This window comes from Scytonema sp. PCC 10023 (assembly GCF_963920835.1).
GTDB lineage: Bacteria > Cyanobacteriota > Cyanobacteriia > Cyanobacteriales > Nostocaceae > Kalymmatonema.
In genome coordinates this window covers 26,527-49,312 of the sequence record NZ_CAWUDP010000068.1, presented here as the reverse complement: position 1 = coordinate 49,312, position 22,786 = coordinate 26,527, and the positions used below count along the sequence as shown (strand labels likewise).

The following is a 22,786-nucleotide window of genomic DNA, read 5'->3' as shown; positions in this document are numbered from 1 at the left end:
TGTGGAAGTTATCAAATAAGGGACTTGTTGCTTTTCCTTAAAAAGCAACAAGCACCTAAATAGCTTTTTCCATAACCCGTTTAAACATAACAGGCACCGTGTTGTAAAGGCTAAAGCGATATAGATATTGCTCCAGCAATAACACACAAAATTCCGGAATAGTTGAATCCCAAAGAGTAGTTATAGATGCATTATCCTGTTGTAGTCATTCACAGTGTCATCTCTATGATGCTGGTGAATGAAAACAAGTAGGTGTATACCAATTGCAAGCGTGGATTTGACCAAGCCAAGTCTATGTTTTCGCTATTTTGGAGTGGGAAACAGACTATGACAACTAGCCAATCCAAATTTTGGATGATTTGTCAGCCCAAAACCTAAAATTTATTATCCAAAATCTAAAGATACTATAAAAACGTTTTCGATTGGATGTGATATACCTTACATAGGGCAAGCAATATTTACACAACCAGGGCATCAAATAGGGAGGCAAATACAGATGGTTACGGTAGCAACAAATACTTTATCAGAATCATCCTCCAAAGAGCGATCGCTTATCCTTTGGTTTAATGAGGTTGGCATTACCGACATACCCTTAGTTGGTGGCAAAAATGCATCTTTAGGCGAGATGATTCAACAACTCGTGCCCAAAGGGATTAATGTTCCGATTGGATTTGCTACCACGGCTTATGCTTATCGTTATTTCATTCAATCTGCTGGATTAGAACAAAAGCTGCGCGATCTCTTTTCTGACTTAGATGTAGAAGATGTCAAAAATTTACGAGAACGAGGGAAAAAGGCGCGATCGCTCCTGATGCACACACCATTTCCCAAAGAATTAAGAGAGGCAATTGTTCAAGCATACCAAACTTTATGTGAGCGATACAATTCAGATACAGACGTAGCAGTGCGCTCCAGTGCTACCGCTGAAGACCTCCCTGATGCCAGCTTTGCCGGACAGCAAGAAACTTACCTCAACGTTACTGGTATAGAAAGTGTTTTAGCCGCCTGTCATAAATGCTTTGCTTCCCTATTTACAGACCGTGCTATTTCCTACCGCCACACTAAGGGATTTGACCACTTTAGCATTGCCCTCGCTGTTGGCGTGCAAAAAATGGTGCGCTCCGACTTAGCAACCTCTGGAGTCATGTTCTCCATTGAAACAGAAACAGGCTTTAAGGATGCTGCACTGATTAGTGCAGCATACGGTTTAGGAGAAAACGTTGTCCAGGGTTCCGTCAACCCAGACGAATACTACGTTTTTAAACCAACTCTTAAAGAAGGTTTCCGCCCAATCATTGATAAAAGATTGGGTAGCAAAGAATTGAAAATGGTCTATGACGACGGCTCCAAATTCACGAAAAACGTAATAGTTCCTGAGAGTGAAAGAGGCAAATTCGCCCTAAGCGATGACGAGATTTTGCAACTAGCGCGTTGGGCGTGTTTGATTGAAGAGCATTATTCCCAAGTCCACGGAACCTATACCCCAATGGACATCGAATGGGCAAAAGACGGCATTACAAATGAATTGTTTGTCGTGCAAGCGCGTCCGGAAACAGTGCAGTCTCAAAAGACCGAGAATGTATTGCGGACTTACCGCCTCCTCAAGAGAGATGAAGGAGCAAAATCCCCCTCATCCCCCTCATCCTCCTCATCCCCCCAACCTCTACTTACGGGACGTGCTATTGGGGAAGCCATTAGCCAAGGTAAGGCGCACCTGATTACAGATGTCCATAAAATTGATCAGTTCCAAGCAGGGGAAATCTTGGTCACGGATAGAACCGACCCCGACTGGGAACCGATCATGAAAAGAGCAAGCGCGGTGATCACCAACCAAGGTGGACGCACCTGTCATGCGGCAATTATTGCACGAGAATTAGGTGTACCTGCAATTGTTGGATGCGGAAATGCCACAGAAGTTTTGAAAAATGGTCAAGAAATAACAATCTCTTGCGCTGAAGGTGAAGAAGGACGGGTTTACGCCGGGTTACTGCCTTTTGAAGTTAAAGAAGTTCCGCTAGAAAACTTACCCCGCACTCGTACGCAAATCTTAATGAATGTGGGCAATCCCCAAGAAGCACTGAGTTTGTCTGCTATTCCCAATGATGGGGTAGGTTTAGCACGAACTGAATTTATCATCGCCAACCACATCCAAGTCCATCCAATGGCGTTGATTCACTATGACCAACTAGATAATGAATTCGTTAAAGCTAAGATTGATCAAATTACCGCACTTTACGACGACAAACCCCAGTATTTTGTTGATAAATTAGCTCAAGGCATTGGTAGGATTGCTGCTGCGTTTTATCCCAAACCAGTTATTGTGCGGATGTCCGATTTCAAGAGTAATGAGTACGCTAACTTGTTGGGTGGCAGACAGTTTGAACCCGAAGAAGAAAATCCAATGCTAGGCTGGCGAGGGGCGGCGCGTTACTACGATGAAGGTTACAAAGCAGCTTTTGCTTTAGAGTGCAAAGCCCTTAAGAGAGTCAGAGACGAAATGGGATTGACAAATGTCATCGCCATGATTCCCTTCTGTCGCACTCCTGATGAGGGGCGTCTGGTGTTGGCAGAAATGGCAAAAAATGGCTTAAAGCAGGGTGTGAATGACTTCCAGGTTTATGTAATGTGCGAATTGCCCAACAATGTCATCATGGCTGAGGAGTTTGCCCAAGTTTTTGATGGGTTCTCGATTGGTTCCAATGACCTGACTCAGCTGACACTTGGTATAGATAGAGATTCGGCTTTGGTAGCGCGGTTGTTTGATGAACGCAGTGAAGGTGTCAAGCGGATGGTGAAGTTAGCAATAGATGCCGCGAAAAAGTACAATCGTAAAATCGGTATTTGTGGGCAAGCACCCAGCGATTACCCAGAATTTGCCCAGTTCTTAGTTGAACAGGGAATTGATTCTATCAGTTTGAATCCGGATTCTGTTTTAAAGACTATGCTGGAAGTGGCAAAAGTCGAACAGCACATCTTAAGTTAATTACAGGTCAACACCCCTGCCTAAAGGCTTTGTGTTTACCTAGTGCATGGTATCTCTTTGAAAAGTCAATGTGATCAAGATAAAACCACAGATGGACAACGGACACTTGCACGCCAGTCGCCTGCGGAGGGAGACCCTCCTGCAGCGCTGGCTCCTCAACGGGGGGAACCCCCCCACAGCAGTGTCCTCCAGATGCACACAGATGATTTATCTGTGTTAATCTGTGTGCATCTGTGGTTCCAAATATTGGAACACGTTTGTAAGAGGACTATTGACTATTGACTAGCGACTAGCGACCAATGAATAAAAAATGGTTTCGGATTGGCATGGCGGGTGTGTTGTTACTATCACTCGCCTTGCGATTTTGGGGACTAGGGCGATTTAATACCTTTGTCTTTGATGAAGTTTACTACGCTAAATTTGGTAATAACTATCTCACCCATACACCATTTTTTGATGGTCATCCACCACTAGGTAAATACATGATTGGGCTGGGGATTTGGATAAGTAGCCACATTCCCTTTTGGCAAGATGAGGTGAATGGGTTTACAGGTTCAGTCATGTCACCCATCAGTTACCGTTGGATGAATGCCTTTTCTGGTTCATTTATCCCTATAATCGTCGCCGCTATTGCCTATCAAATAAGTTACCGTCGCAGTTTTGCTTTGCTTACTGGTTTGTTCACAGCTTGTGACGGCATATTTCTCGTAGAATCTCGCTATGCCCTGATCAACCAATATATTATCATTTTTGGGCTACTAGGACAGTGGTTTTTATTATTAGCATTAGCAAAACAAAGACAACAACGCAACTTCTGGTTAATACTTTCTGGCATAGCTTTTGGTGCCTCAGCCGCTACTAAGTGGAATGGTTTATGCTTTCTGTTAGGTGTTTATCTCATCTGGATATTAGCTTGGGGAATTCGTTGGTTGCAGTCTTTTAGCTTGATTGGTCAAGAAAATCAGCCTCAACTTCAACAGAAATTTCTTTCTCATCTTTCCCTTAATAAGGATGGAAAAAAAGGCAGTAAAAAAAGTTTTTCCTTATCTTCCTTAACTCTGTTTACCTCTGGATTGTCTGGAAAGAGAACATATAAAATTTTTCCTTATAAGGTAGGCTTCAGTACTACGAGTAAGAGCGGGCAAGTCAATCTAACGCCATTGCAAAAGTTAACTCAACTTAATATTCTTCATATTATTATTTATTTAAGTATTATCCCTTTCATCGCTTACAGTTTGATTTGGATTCCACACCTACTATTAGATACAAGGTATGGATTTATAGAAGTACACAGGGAAATTTTGCTATTTCATGAACGTCTTGGTGGCAATAGTCCCAAAGTGCATCCTTACTGTGCTGCTTGGTATAAATGGCCCTTGATGACTCGACCAATGGCGTATTTTTATCAAACAGCGCAAAGTACTCATGAAGCGCTACCTGTGATGGGACCTCCTTTGCCTTCCGGTACCGGCAAAATCATTTATGATGTCCATGCAATGGGCAATCCCTTTTTGTGGTGGTTTGGCCTTGCAGCGCTTTTATTTTTACTAGGAATGCTGGTATGGCAATTCGTCATTCCTTGGGTGAGGCAAAGGCGCTTTTTTCTTCCTACGATGCTTTGTGTTGATACTTGGATTGCCTTGTATTTGGTGATAAACTATGCAGCTAATTTACTACCTTGGGTGAAAGTCAACCGTTGCGTTTTTATCTACCACTACATGACGGCTGTGGTGTTTGCCTTTTTAGCAATTGCTTGGCTTGTGGATCAGTGTTTACGCAGTTATCGCATTGAACTCCGCGCCCTTGGTGTGACCATTACCTTTATGATTGTGATAGCTTTTGTTTTTTGGATGCCTATTTATTTAGGTTTACCCCTTTCACCTTTTGAATATAGACCGATGCGGATGTGGTTCAATTCTTGGATTTAGAATTTTGACTCTAAAGTCAGGGTTCTCTGGTTGAGTGCAAAGCCGATGCTTCAAAGGCAAGGGCTTTCACCCTTAAATTTTGGTGACACACCGCTGAATGACCAGCAGTATCTTTCAGGGCGTGGGAACGTCAGCCCCTTCGGGGAAGTCAAAAGTCAAAAGTCAAAAGTCAAAAGTCAAGCAATACGCTTGGTGATAAGACCAGAACTTTTATCAGAACCACAATGTAGAGACGCGCTGTTTGAAGCGTCTCTACAAAGAACGCGAATCCCACCAAAAATCCTTAACAGAACCGTATTGGAGCGTCAAGGCGGAAAAGTTAACTCAGTGGAATCTCAACAAATGCATCAATTTCAAACAAAAAACCGTTTAATGCAAGTCTGGGCACGGGAATGAGCGTATTTGCTGGCAGTTTCTCCCCGAACAGCGCCTTGAGCTCAGATATCAACAGCGGTATTTGTTCTTCAGTTTGATTGACTATAAGTTCGGTAACCTTTGCCACATGCTCTGGACGTGCGCCGACTGAATCTAAGGCAATGCGGAGATTTACAAAAGACTGCTTCAACTGACCAGCAAAGTCATCGGAGACAAGATTGCTGTTCTCATCGACACCATTTTGACCGGAAATATAAACTGTTCTTGACCTTGGTGGTGCTACCACTATTTGGCTGAAGCCAAGTGGAGCTGCGTTATATAACCCTGGTGGATTAACATATTCCAGCCCTTTGTTTTGTTTTGCAATAACCTCATTCTCTGAGCCAACCACAAAAGCAGTGGTCATCCCGCTACCTCCAAGCCAAAAGAGTGCGTGACGTCGCGATAGTTTATTCACCAGTGGCTGTATGGCTTTGGTAATATGTCGATTCATAAAATTCTCTCGCTTGATGCACAATGTTGAGATGCAAGGCTCTGATGCCCTTGTCGTTGTGGTAGCAACAACTCTACTACAAAAGCCCTGTTCATTTTTAGCGAAGGTATTGTTAACTTATCTCCCACTTAACAGAGCTACACATATACAATGTAGATAATCACATAGTTTTAACATTTATTATCGTAAACTCCAGTTTTTTGGCTGTTACACTACTGTAGAATGCAAGCAAATTATCGGAAACGTCTAAAAAGTTTTGAAGTTTGTAAATTCAGGCATAAAATCAACGCTTTAGCGTTATTCTGACGATTATCTATGAAGTAAATTTCTAAAGTGTTAAGAAACGACATAAAGCTAGTGTGTAAACCTAGATAAGGTGTTACACCATATTAATACTTAATTTTGAATCATCCTGGAAAAGCAGGAGAACTGTAATGGTGAGCGAATTACAATTGCAAGGCATAAATTTGACTAACTTGAAAGAACCACAAATTCATATTCATAGTCAAATTCAGCCTCATGGGGTACTTTTAATCCTGAAAGAACCTGAATTAACGATATTACAAGTTACCAGCAATGTATCTTCTGTTTTCGGCATATCTCCCCAAAATCTGTTGGAAAAAAAACTAGAAGATTTACTGGACTCTTTTCAAATAGAGAGAATCAAAGCAGGACTATTAGAGGAAAATCTCGATTTTATCAATCCAACGAAACTTTGGGTGAGAAAAAAGGGTGATGATTACGTAGTTTTTGATGGAGTTTTCCACCGCAATCCAGAAGGATTTTTGATTCTGGAATTAGAACCTGCAATTTCTCAGGAAAATATTCCATTTTTAAGCTTTTATCATCTCGCTCGAGCCTCTATCAACCAAGTAGAAGCAACCGCAAATCTCCGGGATTATTGTCAAATCATTGTTCAAGAAGTGAGGAAAGTCACAGGATTTGACAGGGTGATGCTCTATAAGTTTGATGATGATGGGCATGGCTCAGTGATTGCTGAAGAAAAACTAGAAAGTCAAGAACCTTACTTGGGTCTGCACTACCCAGAGTCGGATATACCCAAACCAGCAAGAAAATTATTTATTTCCAATTGGATTAGATTAATACCGGATACTCATTCCAGTCCTGTGGAGATTGTTCCAAATAATCATCCGGAAACTCAACGTCCGGTTGATTTGACCAACTCCATTCTTAGAAGTGTGTTTCCTTGTCATATAGAGTACTTGCACAATATGGGTGTGGGTGCTTCTTTGACTATTTCTTTGATTAAAGAAGGAAAACTTTGGGGACTCATTGCTTGTCACCATCAGACACCAAAGTATGTTTCCTACGAATTACGAAAAGCCTGCGAATTTTTGGGTCGAGTGATATTTTCAGAAATCTCTGCGAGAGAGGAAACTGAAGATTACGACTATCGTATGCAATTGACATATATCCAATCAGCATTGGTTGAATATATGTCTCAAGAAGAAAACTTTATTGATGGGTTAGTTAAACATCAACCAAATCTCCTCGATTTAACTGGCGCTCAAGGTGCAGCTGTATGTTTTGGTGGTAACTACACCTTGATTGGCGAGACTCCTAAAGAAGAAGACTTAATTTTTTTAGTTCAATGGCTAAAGAATAACGTCAAGGATGAAATCTTCTATACAGATTCTCTGCCGCGCGTATATCCAGATGCTGAAAGGTTCAAAAATGTTGCCAGTGGAATGCTCGCTATTCCCATTTCCAAGCGAAATTATGTTTTGTGGTTTCGCCCAGAGGTGATTCAAACTGTTAATTGGGGAGGTGATCCCAACAAGGCGTTTGAGTTAAGTCAGTCAGAGGGGAATTTACGCTTGCGTCCTCGTAAATCATTTGAACTGTGGAAAGAAACAGTTCGTCTCACCTCTTTACCGTGGAAACCAGTGGAAGTAAAAGCAGCACTGGAACTGCGCAAAGCAATTGTTAATATTGTGCTGCGTCAGGCAGATGAATTAGCACAGCTTGCACACGACTTGGAACGTTCCAACGCGGAACTGAAAAAGTTTGCTTATGTAGCTTCACACGACTTGCAAGAACCACTTAATCAAGTGGCTAACTACGTGCAGTTGTTGGAGATGCGCTATCAAAATCAACTTGACGAAGATGCGAATGAGTTTATTACCTACGCCGTCGAGGGAGTCAGTTTGATGCAGACGCTGATTGACGACGTGCTGGCGTACTCTAAAGTGGATATGCAGGCAATTGAGTTTCAACTGACTGAGGTAGAAACAGCTTTAGAACGCGCGCTAACTAATTTACGCAAACGCATTTCTGAAACTGGGGCTGTGATTACTTATGATGAGTTACCAACTGTAATGGCTGATAGCACTCAGCTGATGCAGTTGTTCCAAAACCTGATTGGTAACGCCATCAAGTTCCGCAGTGACAAAGCACCAGAAATTCATGTGGGAGCGATTCGGACTGAAGATGAGTGGCTATTTTCAGTAAAAGACAACGGTATTGGCTTTGATCCGCAGTTTAGCGATCGCATTTTCGTGATCTTTCAGCGCCTGCACACGCGGGATGAGTACGCGGGTACAGGTATGGGTTTGGCAATCTGCAAGAAAATTGTGGAGTGCCACCGGGGGCGGATTTGGGTAGAGTCACAAGTAGGTGAGGGCGCAACTTTCTACTTTACGTTTCCAGTTGGAGGACGCGATCGTGAGCGCAGAAACGGACGAAAAGTACAAAACAATCTTTTTGGTAGAAGACAATAAAGCCGATATTCGTCTCATCCAAGAAGCATTGAAAAATAGCTCGGTGCCACATCAAGTCGTTACGGTTAGAGATGGCATGGATGCTATGGCTTATTTGCGCCAGGAAGGGGAGTATGCTGAAGCACCGCGCCCCGACCTCATCCTGCTGGATTTAAACTTACCCAAGAAGGATGGTAGAGAAGTCCTGGCGGAAATAAAAGCTGATCCCAATCTCAAACGCATTCCCGTAGTCGTGCTGACAACATCACATAACGAGGATGACATTTTCCACAGCTACGACTTGCATGTGAATTGCTACATTACCAAATCTCGTAACCTTAGCCAGCTATTCAAAATAGTCAAAGGGATTGAAGAGTTTTGGCTGGAAACTGCCACTTTGCCATCGGAATAATAGCAGGGGAAGTAGGGGAAGTAAGAGACTAGAGGGAGAAGAGAAATCATCGGCTCATCTTCCTCATCTCCTCTCTCAAGGCTCAGCACTTTCATGCATAGAGGAATGGGGGGTGAAAACACAAGACTATGGCTGCAAGCGACTCAGTAAAAATCCTGTTAATTGAGGACAATCTGGCAGAAGCTAGATTGTTACAAGAGTTTCTGAAGCAAGCCAAGTCCCATGAATTTAGTTTGGTTCATGTGAAGCGATTGAGGGAAGCCCTCCAAGAACTATGTAAGGGAACTTATGATGTTATCTTGCTTGATCTCACGCTACCAGATAGCCAAGGATTAGCATCCCTCGCGCCTTTGATAACTCAAGCGCCGAGCTTGCCAATTGTCGTACTTACTAATACTAATGATGATGCACTTGCCTTAGAAGCAGTGCGGCGGGGAGCGCAAGATTATCTTGTTAAGCGACAGGTCAATTCAGATTTACTCATTCGCTCCTTAAGGTATGCAATTGAGCGCAAACAAGTTTTAGAAACATTACGCGCAGTCAATGAAAAGTTAGAAATTCGGGTTCAAGAACGAACAGCTGAACTGGTCAAAGTCCAAGAAATCAGCCAGTTTAAATCGGAATTTGTCTCAATGATCTCTCACGACATTCGCAGTCCTCTAAATACAATCCAACTCATTGCTGGATTGCTACAAAACAGTGGCGACAAATTGCCTAAAGAAAAAAAAGTTTCACATTTCCAGCTTATTCGTTCAGCAATTAAAAATATGGCTCAGCTATTAGATGAAGTTTCATTTATAGGTAGAGCCGATTCCGGTAAACTTTATTGTGAATTTCATCCGCTGGATTTAGAAAATTTTTGTCGCCAACTTGTTGAAGAAGCTCAACTAAGTACGCAGTCAAAGTGCTTAACTCTGATTTTTACTAGTGTTGGCGAATTGGGTGAGACGTTGTGGGATGAAAGCTTGTTACGTCATATTTTGAACAATTTGCTCAGCAATGCAATTAAATACTCACCATTAGGTGGTACAGTGCGGTTTCAACTCATTGAGCAGCAAAAAACAGTCGTTTTCCAGATACAAGACGAGGGAATTGGTATTCCTAAAGAAGACCAACAGCGACTGTTTCAGCCTTTCCATCGTGCTTCAAATGTGGGCAAAATTCCTGGTACTGGCTTAGGGCTGGCAATTGTTAAAAAGTGTGTAGAGACACTGAACGGTGAGATTTCAGTTCATAGTGAAGTGGGAGTGGGTACGACATTTGCTGTTACGCTTCCTAAGAAAAATTATGAATTATGAATGATAAAATTTTCAGAATTTATAATTTCTCAAACACCGCACGATAAACAGGTTCACCTTTGTTCATTGTCCCTATCTCCCGTTCTGTAGGGACTGGTAACGGGTTTTCTGCTAACCATTCTCCTGCACCACGTCTTTGGAAAGCAGGATGAAGAGCAAAGCGATCGCGCATTTCCACCGCCACAAACTCAATATCCGATTGCAAAAATACAATACCCCCAGGTATGAGAAATTCTGCCAGTTCTACAACTAATTCTGGTTGGACAATTCGCCGTTTCGCGTGACGGTTTTTAAACCAGGGGTCGGGAAATTGAATTGTGACGCGTTGTAAACTACCTTTGGGTAGAGAAGATAAAAGCGATCGCAACGAGTTATTTACATTGCAAAACAAATAATGGAGATTTGTCAGTCCTAACTCATCGCGCCACTTGTTCGCTTCTATCACTAACGGTTCGCGAATTTCCAAACCTAGAAAATTCCAGTTCGGTTCTATTTTTGCCATACTCAACAAAAACCTTCCCCTAGCGCAGCCAATATCTAGGTGTAGCGGCTGGTTTGGCTTGGCGTAGATTTTTTCCCATTCAATCGGACTGAGGGGTGTTTGATACTTTTGCGAAAGTGGATTAACGTGCTGACGGACTCGGACAACTGCCAAAATCAAATCTCCTTATCATAAATTAAAAATTTTGTCAAAAATCATTCAGAGAAAATATATGCCTACTGAGTAGCCAATTAGATAGAGTCATAAAGTAAAGGCTATACTCTCTAGGGGAATAGTTTCTCAGCTACGATGACAGACAAATTACCACCTATTTATTTTTACATTCCACAAAAACAATGGCCTCCTGAGCATATACTAGAAAGCCCTGATGCTTACTGGAAGTGGCAACAGTCTCTTCGTTACGGTCAAGGGCGGTATAATTGGACTCTGCAAACCTATCTTCACCTCAAACATCAAGAATTTCCATGTCAACTGGTAGGAACAATGCCTACAGAGGGCATTGTCTTGGCGCATCGAGACTTTCTCCCAGACAATTTACAACCCACACCAAAATTACTGATTATTTGTTTGCAAGCAGATAGAGATTCGCATCCTTACGCACAGCTTCATGTTATACAAAATACTCAAGATGAAATGACAAGCCAGTGGGGAACTGTTTGGCAAAGCTACTATATGCCCCATTGGCGTCAAGCTATGCTCATTCCTCGCGATTCTATGCGTGGTGATAAATTTGAGAACGTTGGGTTTTTTGGTGTGATCGGAACTTTGGCACCTGAACTGCAAACAGATGCTTGGATAGAGCAGCTTAATGCCTTGGGTTTAATTTGGAAGGTGGTGGAATTTCAACGCTGGGACGACTACAGTGATGTTGATGTGGTTGTCGCTGTACGTAGTTTTGACAATAATAAATATACTAATAAACCTGCATCCAAGTTGTATAATGCTTGGTATACAGGTGTTCCTGCTATTCTTGGCTGTGAATCTGCTTATCAACATGAGCGTAAAAGCGAACTAGACTACATAGAAGTCAGATCGATGGATGAGGCGATCGCCGCACTTAAACGCTTGCGTGACGATCCTCAAATGCGTCAGGCGATGATTGAAAATGGCAGAATCCGCGCCAAAGAAACAGATACTGCCAGCTTGACGACGCGGTGGTGTCACTTCTTAACAGATGTAGCGACTCCTGCATACTATCACTGGTGTCAGGCATCTAGTTTGCACCAAAAAGTCTTTTTGATGTCCCGCTACTTAATATTGAAACTGAAAAATGTGAAAAATCGCTGGCGTCAGCTATTATCACGCTTCAAATTTCATCAGGTTTCAGATTAGCAGTTATAGCAGTTTTCAATTGAGTGCAGTACAGGCGTTTGTAGGGGCACGGCAATCCTCATACGTGTCAACAATCACGTTGAAACCTTTATTCCATGTTGATTTCACCCCACCCCCAACCCCTCCCCGCCTGCGGGGAGGGGCGGTAGTTTCCCCCTTTCCCTTGTAGGGAAGGGGGCTAGGGGGTTAGGTCTGTTTTATCCGAGAAGTATTAACCCACTACCCACTCACCAATTTTGTGTATAAATGTTAAGCGGGTTCGCTGGTACGTAGTGTGATGGCTCAGGGTTATACTCTTTATAAAAAGAGTTTTTTTACACCCTGCTTTTTAAAATTGTTATTACCTCAATGACTTCAAATTTTCGCTTTGCTGTAGTCAGCGACTTGCATCTTGCGCTTCCCCATACAATCTGGGATCATCCCAGCCGTTTTCATTTGGTGGAAGTCAGTATTCCTGCATTTGAAAGTGTACTAAAACATTTAACACAACTTAATATAGATTTTCTTTTGCTACCAGGAGACTTAACTCAGCACGGCGAACCAGATAACCATACTTGGTTGCAAGAACGTTTAGCACAGCTTCCTTTTCCTGCCTATGTTGTTCCTGGTAATCATGATGTTCCTGTTGTGATGGCAAATGAGCAATCAATTGCTGTCTGCGATTTTCCCCATTACTACCGTAAGTTCGGCTACAGCAATACCGACCAACTTTACTACACTTGTCAGTTACTGCCGGGTGTTAGGCTCATCGGTCTGAATTCTAACTCTTTTAATGACCAAGGACAGCAGATAGGACGTTTAGATACCCAACAACTACGGTGGTTAGAAGAGGTCTTAGCAGCAGCTGGTGATGAATTGGTGTTAGTTATGGTGCATCACAATGTTGTGGAACACCTCCCAAATCAGTCACGCCACCCAATAGCAAATCGTTATATGTTACAAAATGCATCAGAACTGTTGCAGGTGCTACAGCGCTACGGCGTTAGGTTGGTGTTCACGGGACACTTGCATATTCAAGATGTTGCGTATTGTGAGGGCGTATACGATATCACGACAGGTTCTTTGGTAAGTTATCCTCATCCTTACCGAATTTTGGAGTTTCATGAGGATAATCACGCAAGGCAATGGTTGCAAATTTTATCTTATCGCGTCAAATCAGTACCTGACTTTCCCAACTTGCAACATACATCAAGAAAGTGGATGGGCGATCGCAGTTTTTCCTTCTTAGTCAAGTTGCTCACTCTACCTCCGTTAAACCTGCCAATGTCGCAAGCAAATGAACTGGCTCCGAGTCTACGCGAGTTTTGGGCAAATATGGCTGATGGAGATGCTGTGTTTGATTATCCTCACTTTCCACCAGAAGTGCGTCGCTACTTTGAGAAGTATGGCGCGATCGCTCCTAGCGGAACTCCATCCCTGATTGACAACAATACTACGTTGTTGCTTTAGAAAAGATAACGGAGATAACGAACTTCCAAATAAAAAAACATTCAATAGCTCTTAGACAACGAGGACAAGGTAGACTTAGGAGAAGTCGTCTTGAATAGACGAGTTGAACAAATTATTTTTTGGACTACCCTAAAATAAAACCAGCACAAAATTTGCTGATATATACACACGGGAAAATTTTCTCCCTCATCCCCCTCATCTCCCTCATCCCCCTCATCTCCCTCACTTCCCTACCGCACGGCAAATTCCAAATACGGAAGTGTAATTGTGTAGCAAAGTACTCCCACCCACAGGACCGATTTCACCGCCACAGAAGAAACCTGCTAAGGGGATATCTTTGAGGTAGCGCCTAAAGAGCTGAGAATCAAAATTGGGTTTTCCGTAGAGTCCTTCACCGCGCCCGACACAAGAAAACATGAGCGCACCAACAGCAGACGGTTTTGGGGCTTGTTGTTTTTGATAACTCTCCAGAAGGAATTCCAAGTCTTCAGCAGAAGCTTGAGCATCGCGCAAGTGGAATTGCAAACGCTGTCCTGGTCGAACGTAATCTGCAATGGCAATTGCGCCAGCTGAAGGATCTACCCCAAGGATGCTACGAATTAAAAAGTCTCCCTGGAGCAAATCTTGCTTGAATTCATCCATTGCCAACCCGACAAATAAAGAGTGTTGTGCCAATATCCTGTCTTCTTCGCCCAGATGCGAAATCAAATCTCGCAAGACAATCAGCGGTACTTGTTCATCCAACTCCAGAATGATGTTGCGATCGCCTTTTGTGACTTGGCATGGCTTCCCAATCGGTCGGCATCCTTGTGCCACAATGGTTTCTAAGACAATATTGCCACTCAATGCTATGCCAAGCGTTCCCTCTCTATACACTTGGTCATTGTGAAATAGAGCGATACGACCTCCCATCCCGCCGCCGCTTGCCTGTCCTCCGATTGTGACCGAACCGGGATAAGCAAAATCTATTCCTTGTAATAAATCGTTAATTCCAGAGGAGAATGCCCCGGACAGTAAAATGAACTGAGGTGTCGGCGATGGTGGCACACCTATCAAATCAATCCAATGATCCGGCGCACTGTCCAAGTCGGGTATTTCTTCAGGGGTAACATGAAAGGCTTTAATATTTACTTGTGGCAGATGCGCCAAAGTCAAACTCAGGGCAGGTTCTGCTTCCAACTCTTGGGTTTGTCCCCATCCAGTTGTACCAATGACACCGCCACCACTACAGCCAATCAGCACAGGTACTGAAAGTCGTTCAGCAAGCAGCGGCAATAGCCGGGAATACTCACTTGTAAACGCAGACGAAATGAATACCAGCCCTAAATCAGCAGGTGCTGTTAACGACGAGACAGCCTGTTGTACTACATCTGCAACAGCCGCTTCTAAAGAAGGACGGGTTGACAAGGCGTTTGCCCACTGCATTTGGTCTGCCATGAGTTTTACACTCTTTCTCAATATTACGCTTATCGTTTTCTAATTTTTATCCTGTGGAATACTATTTGCATCCTACACTAATTGATGCAATCCCTTTGTATCTCCACTTTCGTCAACTGTCCATGTGAGGAAAATACGCGTTTCATCTCCTGCTACTTGCATTTACAAATATTGTATAATTTATCTTTCACGCTAGATTCTCTAAAATCTTAAAAGATAAAGATAAATAGAGTACTCTTAGTACGATTTACTGTATTAGTTATAAAGAGTATTCTTACCTACTGGAGAGACTGATTTTAAGGAAACAACAGTAAAATGGGGAATGATGGTGCAAAAAACTATCATTTTGGAATTTTTTCTATACTTGTATTGAAAACACAACAAGACTAGCGAAATGAGCAACATTCAAGACAAAATCGAAGAAGAAAGAGAACAAGCTCGTGCTACGTGTGATACCTCAGGTAGCAACTCCGCTGAATGTGCGGCGGCTTGGGATGCAGTAGAAGAACTGCAAGCCGAAGCCTCCCACCGAAACCAATCTAAGAAGAAGAACTCTCTTGAGCAGTATTGTGATGCCAACCCAGAAGCAGATGAGTGCAGGGTTTACGAAGACTAGAAATTGGCTCGACCAATTTTATTGCTCGCCCTTTTGCAAGCAACCAGAATCTATTGACTGAGTAGCTTGCGCTTTGCCGACGTTTTTGTCTAAAATCTCACTCCAACCTTTTCCATCTTGTCTGAAAGACAGGAATCCAGGTAGCGAGTGAGATTTTCTTGTGAACCTGCGTCCATATCAAGAACTGTTTCTTTCTCCAGAATTATATGAAATAGGGAGATGAGAAGATAGTCTTAAAATCAATGCAATAGTCATATACGTATTGACGATTCACTAAAGTTTTTAATTTATCATCAAAAAAAAATATGAATAATGAAGTCTGGTTTCGTCCCCTTGTTTGGATGGACTATCGATTAGCAATATTATTTACGGTGATTATTCCCATAATTCTCGTAGTTTGGGCATTTGTACAAAAAGCCGAAACGATACAACGGTTGCTGATGATTTACTGGCGAGTATCGAGTTTGCTGGCAATCACCCTTTATTTGACGATAGGAGGCTTTGGAGTTAGTTTTATCTCTGGACTGATGGCTCGTATCCTGATACCCATTTCGCTATGGTTCTGGGTAGATTTGAACGATGAAATTGATTATCAGCCAAATAGTCCTCTAAAGTTGCTTTTCACCTCGTGGCGTTGGGCGACAAGCGTGTATTGTATTTTGGGCGCGCTTGCCTTTATACCTTTTTTGGTTTGTGCTTTTTCCGGAAGTGCGATCGCCACTCCCTATTGTGCCGTTTGGTCGGAAGCACCGTTACTTTTTAAAGATTATTTCCATGCCAACAGCAAACCCGCATTTCTCGGCTTTCTGGGTATCGTTGGTTTAATCATTTATGTACTTTACTTAACTTACTTCGTCCTCGTTAAACTAGGTAAGCAAGGACGTTCAGCGACACCGCACTAGCCAAAAAGCCATTAGCAACAACAGTTCAAAACAACGAGCAATCAGGAGCCAGCCTTGGCTCCTAGGCATTCAGTACTCAGCAGTTTTCAAATGAACAGTTCTATTAGCAAGCGCTTGGAACAATATACCGCCAAATGCCCCCAAGAAGTTTTGATTGTAAGTGTGGAAATTGCAGATGAGCAAGACGAAATTGCCATCTTTAAAGGCTTTTCCAGTTCTTTAACGCGCCCAACCGCATTTGATCCCGATGTGCCTGTGTTGCCCCCTCAGGCAAAAATTATCAAAATTGACCGCGTAGCAAGTCCTTACAATCCTGAAACACCCCGTTATATCCAACAAGGACTTTCTTGGGACGATATGCAAGTCTTATTGGCAGAACTAGGAGTGTGAAAAAGATCATTCTTGCTTATGTGAACCTATAAAAAATCATATGAGTAGAGCAACAAAGCATACTTGCCATTGGCTGTGTCCTATTTACTCGCCACTGCCAAATGATTGTAAAAAGCAAGACCGCTTTGTATGTTAATGGCAAAATTATGTTAATTTAATATGAATAATCTTAAAAACTGAGAATCAAGCTATAATTTGTTACCAATATAAGGTAAGTTTTTCTTCTTAATACCATTTACACATACGATCAGCTAGGCAGACGCGTTTAAGGTCGCGTTTAGTGACGGTTTATATTACCATCACAGCTAAAGGCGCATAGCAATGGTATTGTTACGAACCTGATAAGCGACGATTTTTCATTACACTCACACCTTCCCTGTCATGAATACTGCGGTGACTCTACCAACAGAACAAGCGCCTCAAAAAGAGGAATATTTGGGGCAGCTCAATCGTCAAATGATTGTAATTCTCGATTTCGGTTCTCAATATTCAGAACTGATTGCCCGCCGAATTCGTGAAACTCAGGTATATTCTGAAGTCCTTTCCTATCGCACCACAGCTGAACAATTACGTCAACTCAATCCCAAGGGGATTATCTTTTCTGGAGGTCCCAATTCAGTTTATGACAGTGGCGCTCCCCACTGTGATCCAGAAATCTGGAATTTGGGAATTCCGATTCTAGGCGTATGTTACGGTATGCAGCTGATGGTGCAACACCTGGGCGGGGAAGTTGCAAAGGCTGACAGAGGTGAGTATGGCAAAGCGTCACTATATATAGATGATCCCACAGACTTGCTCACCAACGTTGAAGATGGCACGACGATGTGGATGAGTCATGGAGACTCAGTCACTCAAATGCCAGAAGGGTTTGAATTGCTCGCACATACAGAAAATACTCCCTGTGCAGCTATTGCTGATCACAACAAAAAACTCTACGGTGTCCAGTTCCATCCAGAAGTCGTGCATTCTATTGGTGGTCTGGCTTTAATCCGTAATTTTGTATACCATATCTGCGACTGTGAACCGACCTGGACGACTGCTGCTTTTGTTGAACAAGCCATTCGAGAAATTCGCGCGAGAGTCGGCGATAAACGGGTGCTGTTGGCGCTTTCTGGAGGAGTGGATTCTTCAACCTTGGCATTCTTGCTGCATAAAGCAATTGGTGATCAGTTGACTTGTGTATTTATCGACCAAGGCTTTATGCGAAAGTATGAGCCAGAGCGATTGCTCAAACTGTTCCAAGAACAGTTTCACATCCCGGTAGAGTATGTCAACGCTAGGGAACGGTTCATTTCTGCACTCTCTGGCATCACTGATCCAGAAGAAAAGCGTCGTATCATTGGACACGAGTTCATCAGTAGTTTTGAGGAAACTTCTAAACGCCTTGGACCGTTTGATTATCTAGCTCAAGGTACACTTTATCCAGACGTTATTGAATCCGCTGATACCAATGTTGACCCGCAGACTGGGGAACGGGTCGCAGTGAAAATCAAAAGCCATCACAACGTTGGTGGATTGCCAAAAGACCTGCGATTCAAACTGGTGGAACCGTTGCGGAAACTGTTTAAGGATGAAGTCCGTAAAGTAGGGCGTTCCATTGGCTTACCAGAAGAAATTGTCCAACGCCATCCTTTCCCTGGACCAGGTTTAGCGATTCGCATTATCGGTGAAATTACTGCGGAACGGTTAGAAGTTTTACGCGACGCTGATTTGATCGTGCGTCAAGAAATTAACCAACGCGGTTTGTACCATGAATACTGGCAAGCATTTGCCGTGTTACTACCAATACGTAGTGTTGGTGTTATGGGCGACAAACGTACTTATGCTTACCCCATCGTTTTACGAATTGTGACCAGTGAAGATGGTATGACTGCTGATTGGGCGCGTGTGCCTTACGATGTGCTGGAAGCTATTTCCAATCGGATTGTGAATGAGGTGAAAGGCGTTAACCGAGTGGTATTTGATATCACCTCTAAGCCGCCTGGAACCATTGAATGGGAGTGATGATAGCATTTTAAGTTTCATAACCTTTGTAGAGACGCGTCAAATAACGCGTCTCTACAGATTAGAAAATCATTCTAATCACACGTGAGTTCTCAGGACCTCTCCCACAAGCGCCTCCCTCTCCTACAAGGAGAGGGAGGAGTAACCTAAAAATCAGAGTTTTAAGCCTCTCCCCTACAAGGGGAGAGGTTTGGAGAGAGGTCAAATCAGGATACATCGAACTCACGTTAATCACGGCTAAAAGGTAATTTGGTTGGATTGGTATGTCGGTGGTTCGACATGAATCAAAATCCTGACTGGGTTGAAGCGTTCTTCTAATCGCCTTTCGACTTCCTCAGTGATGCGGTGTGCTCTTTCTACGTCAGGTGCATCCACTATTAAATGCATTTCGATGAAGACTTGGCGACCAAGAACACCGCGAGAGGCAATATCATGGCAGTTAACGACACCAGGAACAGAAAGGGCTATATCATGAATGACTTCTGGGGCGATCGCCATCTCGTCAACCAGCCAAGGTAAATTTTCTTTTAAAACTGTCCAGCCACTCCAAAATACCAACAAAGCCACTGGAAAAGCCAAAACCAAATCCAGCCACTGAACCCCCAGCCACACGCCAATCAAACCACCAATTACAGAAATTGTCACCCAGATATCACTCATCGTGTGCTTGGCGTCAGCAATCAAAATTGGGCTTTTGACTCGCTGTCCTACCGCACGTTCATAAAACGCCACGAAAATATTCACGCCTAAGACAATCAGTAATATCCACACTTGTGGTGGTGATATTTTGACTTCTTTACCGCCATTAATAATTCGTTCAACGGCTCCTTGAAGAATTTCAAAGCAAGCTATACCTAAAAAAGCAGAAATTCCCAACGCACCCACCGCTTCAAATTTGAGGTGTCCGTAGGGATGGTCACGATCTGGTTTTGGGGAAGAAAAGCGACTAGCAATCAATCCTAGAATATTATTGGCGCTATCTGTCACACTGTGCAAAGCATCAGCTAGCAAGCTGAGAGAACCTGTTAAATTGCCTACTACAGCTTTTAATACCATGACAAAGATGTTAAGTAGTAGGGTAATAATTAAAACCTTTCGCACTGCGGCGCGGTTATCTGAAGTCATAAAGTATTTTTTTATTCAGTTCTATGACTTCTAATGTAAAACTTTAAACATCAAAAAAATATTTCAAATCCTTATCCAAATTAGGTTATGGATTCTGAATTGACAGTTTCTAGCCCCTGAAAGCGCAAAGTCTTTGTCATATCATTTGACAACTCCGTGCATCTAACTTTTCACCATTTAGCCCCCGCTTGTTGCTACAAGTAACCTTTTCTCTTGACTTTGCCACTATTAAGTAGAGTCGTTCAGCGAGGAAGGTGTGTCAGAGCAAAGTGACCGGAATTAATTTTTTTAGCACGACAGGGAAATAAAGCTGCATTTGGTCGGCTTGTGTTGCGTTATCAGCCAATGGCGCAACGCATTGCTAAGCGAATGATCGGCAATGAGGATTTGGCTCAAGAGCTTGTGCAAGATGCCATGCTGCAAGCTTATCTTTCATTGGAGAAACTTCATGATCCAAAGCGCTTTAAGAGTTGGCTATATGCCATTGTGCTCAATATTTGCCGCAACAATTTGCGTCGTCGTAAGGTGATCCTGTTTTCCGTTCCACAACACTTGGACAACGCGCTTACAAAGTTAAACTTTGTTAGACACTGCCCGGATTGCTTCCTGCTTCATCCTGGTACGTTCGGACGACACCCTTACGGGTTCGCCAGTTCCCTACGGCGGGAAACCCGCCTTCAGGACTGGACTCACCAGTCCACAGGCTTAAATTCGGATAGAACTTATCCTATCTGTAAATTATTTTTGACATTGAAACATGAGAAACTTCGCTACTTTACTCCGTTATTTTCAGTCCTATTAAGGTATCTGGGTTTTTCAACCGCCTTGCTACAGGTAGGACTACTCTTAAAAGTTTTGTACAGGGTCTCAAGCCTTAGGTTTTTCGCTTGATTTTCGCGTTGTTATAATTTTAGCAAACTTTGTGAGACAAAAATGTCTATCAGTGTCTAACTTTGTCCAACAATTTAGTTACAGTTTCTAACCCTTGAAACAATGGTGGGAGATTTGGCTGCTGAGCCGTTACCGATTGATAAGAGCTCACCCGATCCTCAGCAAGTGGCGGAACAAAAAGAACTCCACACTGCATTACTAGAAGCAGTCGATACTCTGTCTCACAGGAATCGTCAAGCAACTTTGCTGTTCTATCACGAACAACTCAGTCTACAAGAAGTAGCAGTTCGCTTAAATATTTCAGTCAGTGCAGTCAAGGGGCGTTTGCACAAAGCTCGCCATCAACTCAGAGAACGATTGCTACCTCTTCAAGCTCAAATTCAATCTATTTCATTTCAGGAGTCTAAGACAATGACCACTAACACTTCTGCCCAAACCAAGCCGGAACTTTGCTGTTCATTTTGTCGCAAAAGCAGTGAACAGGTTAATCTTCTGATTGCAGGTCCACTATTGGGAGATAACCGTATTTACATTTGCAATCAGTGTGTCGATATATGTAATCAAATTATTAGCAGAGAAATTCCTCCGTTGACACACGAAGAAGTTGAGTCATTGATGCATCCAGGCGAATAGAATTTTTGGCTCCATTGCCATGCTGTCCGTGAAGAAATGATGCTACAGACCGTTTCCACCTCCGTAGCACGGAGGTGGCGCATTCCAAGGAGAATGGTATATGTAGCAAGATGTTTTGATAAATAGCTCATGTCCAATCATTTGACATTGAACCTGGTTGAAGGTTCTGTCTCTTTTAGTTTTTCACCCGAAGCAGCACGGGAATTCAAAGCAGCACTCGATGAATTGATGCAAAGCCTCAAAGCTGTCGCCGCTAAAACCTCTGGTGGCGGTAAACCGAGTCCCCAGCGTCCAATGGAATATCGTTACACGGGAGAGGTGTTTTTAGAAATTTTTTGTAATCCCAATATTTGGCCCACTCCCTTTGCTGCTAAAGTGCTGCTAACCGTCCGCGATGCTACTATTCGTTTGACGACAGAAGCTGAACTGACCCGCGTTATTGAAGATATTAACCAGTATCTGGAGCAAGTAGGGTAATTTACCGGTAGACAGTAAAACATTGTAAAACATAAAAATTACCGGAGCAGTTTCTAAAATTGAACTGCTCCGGAATCGATACGCCTAAGTATGGTATTCACACCGCTTAATAAAATCTAGAGAAACCTAGAAATATCCTTCAAACGTGGCTTCCCAGGTTCAGGGAGAAACCAGCCCCCCTTATTCCCTACTTCTAACATTAACCGCATAAATGGCTGGAAAGCGGATGTAACAAACAAACGAAAATTTCCACAAAACACTTTTGGATCGATTTAGAAATGGGATATTTGAGATTCCGGGCTGGGAAAGGCTCTTAAAAAGCAGAGATTATCCTTGAGAAAGCGATCGCACTTTGAGCGTTAAATCTCTTTTTGTCTAATCCATTCATCCAACATAGATTCCCACTCCAAAATCGAAAACCACGCAACAGATGAAATAATTAGTCGTTTTCCCACTCTTCGCGACCAATCAGATCGGCAATGCGATCGCGCAGCAAGAAATCACACTTTTCCAGTTCGCATTCAATACATACCCACTCTCTAGCCGGGATATATTGGCACAAGGTATAGATTGGCTGCTGTCTGCTCACCAAGCCTTTTTGCACCAGTCGCCGTGCTTCATCTTGTATCACGTCTAGAGAGTAGTAACTGATAGAAGGCACCGTATTCACACTCATGGTTTTTGCTCACAATTTAACACGTAAGTAGTGTTCCCAAAATTTAGCAGGAACGAACATTGCTAGAAATACAAACAGTCGTTGATGTTTTGTAGTTTTATATACGGAACTATTTTCATTTTGACGCTACATATCCTCAAATT

The 22,786-nt window shown here is 42.8% G+C and carries 19 protein-coding genes; 14 read left to right on the top strand and 5 right to left on the bottom strand.

Annotated elements, in window-relative coordinates; translation table 11 throughout:
• The first annotated feature begins 496 nt into the window (after positions 1-496).
• A complete protein-coding gene (ppsA, locus tag ACM0OZ_RS32565; RefSeq protein ID WP_414586971.1) occupies positions 497-2,983 on the top strand; it encodes a phosphoenolpyruvate synthase in 2,487 nt (828 codons plus the stop codon).
• 299 nt (positions 2,984-3,282) lie between these two features.
• The gene (locus tag ACM0OZ_RS32560) at positions 3,283-4,911 is read left to right on the top strand and encodes a dolichyl-phosphate-mannose--protein mannosyltransferase (protein ID WP_414586969.1); all 1,629 of its coding nucleotides are present in this window, start codon (positions 3,283-3,285) and stop codon (positions 4,909-4,911) included.
• A 319-nt stretch (positions 4,912-5,230) separates the two neighbouring features.
• Here ACM0OZ_RS32560 and ACM0OZ_RS32555 read toward each other — a convergent pair whose 3' ends face one another.
• Positions 5,231-5,779 (bottom strand): RidA family protein, encoded by a 549-nt coding sequence (locus ACM0OZ_RS32555; protein ID WP_414586968.1) that lies wholly within the window; start codon positions 5,777-5,779, stop codon positions 5,231-5,233.
• 434 nt (positions 5,780-6,213) lie between these two features.
• Here ACM0OZ_RS32555 and ACM0OZ_RS32550 point away from each other — a divergent pair, with 434 nt between their 5' ends.
• The 3 genes from ACM0OZ_RS32550 (at position 6,214) to ACM0OZ_RS32540 (ending at position 10,209) form a co-directional block, all read left to right on the top strand.
• Entirely contained in the window at positions 6,214-8,520 is a 2,307-nt protein-coding gene (locus ACM0OZ_RS32550) for an ATP-binding protein (RefSeq protein ID WP_414586967.1), read from the top strand.
• On the top strand, positions 8,465-8,911 hold the full coding sequence (locus ACM0OZ_RS32545; RefSeq protein ID WP_041040765.1) for a response regulator: 447 nt from the start codon (positions 8,465-8,467) through the stop codon (positions 8,909-8,911). Before ACM0OZ_RS32550 ends, ACM0OZ_RS32545 begins: the two co-directional genes overlap by 56 nt.
• Before the next feature lie 128 nt (positions 8,912-9,039).
• Entirely contained in the window at positions 9,040-10,209 is a 1,170-nt protein-coding gene (locus ACM0OZ_RS32540; protein ID WP_414586966.1) for an ATP-binding protein, read from the top strand.
• Between the two features lie 19 nt (positions 10,210-10,228).
• Here the strand turns inward: ACM0OZ_RS32540 and trmB are convergent, their stop codons facing one another.
• On the bottom strand, positions 10,229-10,864 hold the full coding sequence (gene trmB, locus ACM0OZ_RS32535) for a tRNA (guanosine(46)-N7)-methyltransferase TrmB (protein WP_414586965.1): 636 nt from the start codon (positions 10,862-10,864) through the stop codon (positions 10,229-10,231).
• Between the two features lie 135 nt (positions 10,865-10,999).
• Here trmB and ACM0OZ_RS32530 point away from each other — a divergent pair, with 135 nt between their 5' ends.
• Positions 11,000-12,043 (top strand): hypothetical protein, encoded by a 1,044-nt coding sequence (locus ACM0OZ_RS32530; RefSeq protein WP_414586963.1) that lies wholly within the window; start codon positions 11,000-11,002, stop codon positions 12,041-12,043.
• Positions 12,044-12,391: 348 nt separating this feature from the next.
• The gene (locus ACM0OZ_RS32525) at positions 12,392-13,492 is read left to right on the top strand and encodes a metallophosphoesterase family protein (RefSeq protein ID WP_414586962.1); all 1,101 of its coding nucleotides are present in this window, start codon (positions 12,392-12,394) and stop codon (positions 13,490-13,492) included.
• A 222-nt stretch (positions 13,493-13,714) separates the two neighbouring features.
• On the opposite strand, the gene ACM0OZ_RS32520 is transcribed toward ACM0OZ_RS32525, so the two are convergent.
• The gene (locus ACM0OZ_RS32520) at positions 13,715-14,929 is read right to left on the bottom strand and encodes an FIST N-terminal domain-containing protein (RefSeq protein WP_414586961.1); all 1,215 of its coding nucleotides are present in this window, start codon (positions 14,927-14,929) and stop codon (positions 13,715-13,717) included.
• Positions 14,930-15,323: 394 nt separating this feature from the next.
• On the opposite strand from ACM0OZ_RS32520, the gene ACM0OZ_RS32515 reads away from it, so the two are divergent.
• The 4 genes from ACM0OZ_RS32515 (at position 15,324) to guaA (ending at position 18,841) form a co-directional block, all read left to right on the top strand.
• Positions 15,324-15,545 (top strand): Calvin cycle protein CP12, encoded by a 222-nt coding sequence (locus ACM0OZ_RS32515; protein WP_414586960.1) that lies wholly within the window; start codon positions 15,324-15,326, stop codon positions 15,543-15,545.
• A gap of 305 nt (positions 15,546-15,850) precedes the next feature.
• Entirely contained in the window at positions 15,851-16,447 is a 597-nt protein-coding gene (locus tag ACM0OZ_RS32510; protein ID WP_414586959.1) for a DUF3177 family protein, read from the top strand.
• A 90-nt stretch (positions 16,448-16,537) separates the two neighbouring features.
• On the top strand, positions 16,538-16,837 hold the full coding sequence (locus ACM0OZ_RS32505; RefSeq protein WP_414586958.1) for a hypothetical protein: 300 nt from the start codon (positions 16,538-16,540) through the stop codon (positions 16,835-16,837).
• A 381-nt stretch (positions 16,838-17,218) separates the two neighbouring features.
• Complete coding sequence (gene guaA / locus ACM0OZ_RS32500) at positions 17,219-18,841, top strand: glutamine-hydrolyzing GMP synthase (RefSeq protein ID WP_414586957.1); 1,623 nt, start codon at positions 17,219-17,221, stop codon at positions 18,839-18,841.
• A gap of 237 nt (positions 18,842-19,078) precedes the next feature.
• Here the strand turns inward: guaA and ACM0OZ_RS32495 are convergent, their stop codons facing one another.
• Positions 19,079-19,966: a cation diffusion facilitator family transporter gene (locus ACM0OZ_RS32495; RefSeq protein ID WP_414586956.1), complete on the bottom strand. Its 888-nt coding sequence runs from the start codon at positions 19,964-19,966 to the stop codon at positions 19,079-19,081.
• Between the two features lie 282 nt (positions 19,967-20,248).
• Between ACM0OZ_RS32495 and ACM0OZ_RS32490 the strand changes: the two genes are divergently transcribed.
• The 3 genes from ACM0OZ_RS32490 to ACM0OZ_RS32480 all read left to right on the top strand — a co-directional run bounded on the left by ACM0OZ_RS32490 (position 20,249) and on the right by ACM0OZ_RS32480 (position 21,967).
• Complete coding sequence (locus ACM0OZ_RS32490; RefSeq protein WP_414586982.1) at positions 20,249-20,857, top strand: RNA polymerase sigma factor; 609 nt, start codon at positions 20,249-20,251, stop codon at positions 20,855-20,857.
• Positions 20,858-20,959: 102 nt separating this feature from the next.
• Positions 20,960-21,490, top strand: a complete 531-nt coding sequence (locus tag ACM0OZ_RS32485; protein ID WP_414586955.1) for a sigma-70 family RNA polymerase sigma factor — start codon at positions 20,960-20,962, stop codon at positions 21,488-21,490.
• Between the two features lie 129 nt (positions 21,491-21,619).
• On the top strand, positions 21,620-21,967 hold the full coding sequence (locus ACM0OZ_RS32480) for a hypothetical protein (protein WP_414586954.1): 348 nt from the start codon (positions 21,620-21,622) through the stop codon (positions 21,965-21,967).
• A 439-nt stretch (positions 21,968-22,406) separates the two neighbouring features.
• On the opposite strand, the gene ACM0OZ_RS32475 is transcribed toward ACM0OZ_RS32480, so the two are convergent.
• Positions 22,407-22,643 (bottom strand): DUF4327 family protein, encoded by a 237-nt coding sequence (locus ACM0OZ_RS32475; RefSeq protein WP_017319217.1) that lies wholly within the window; start codon positions 22,641-22,643, stop codon positions 22,407-22,409.
• Positions 22,644-22,786 lie beyond the last annotated feature (143 nt).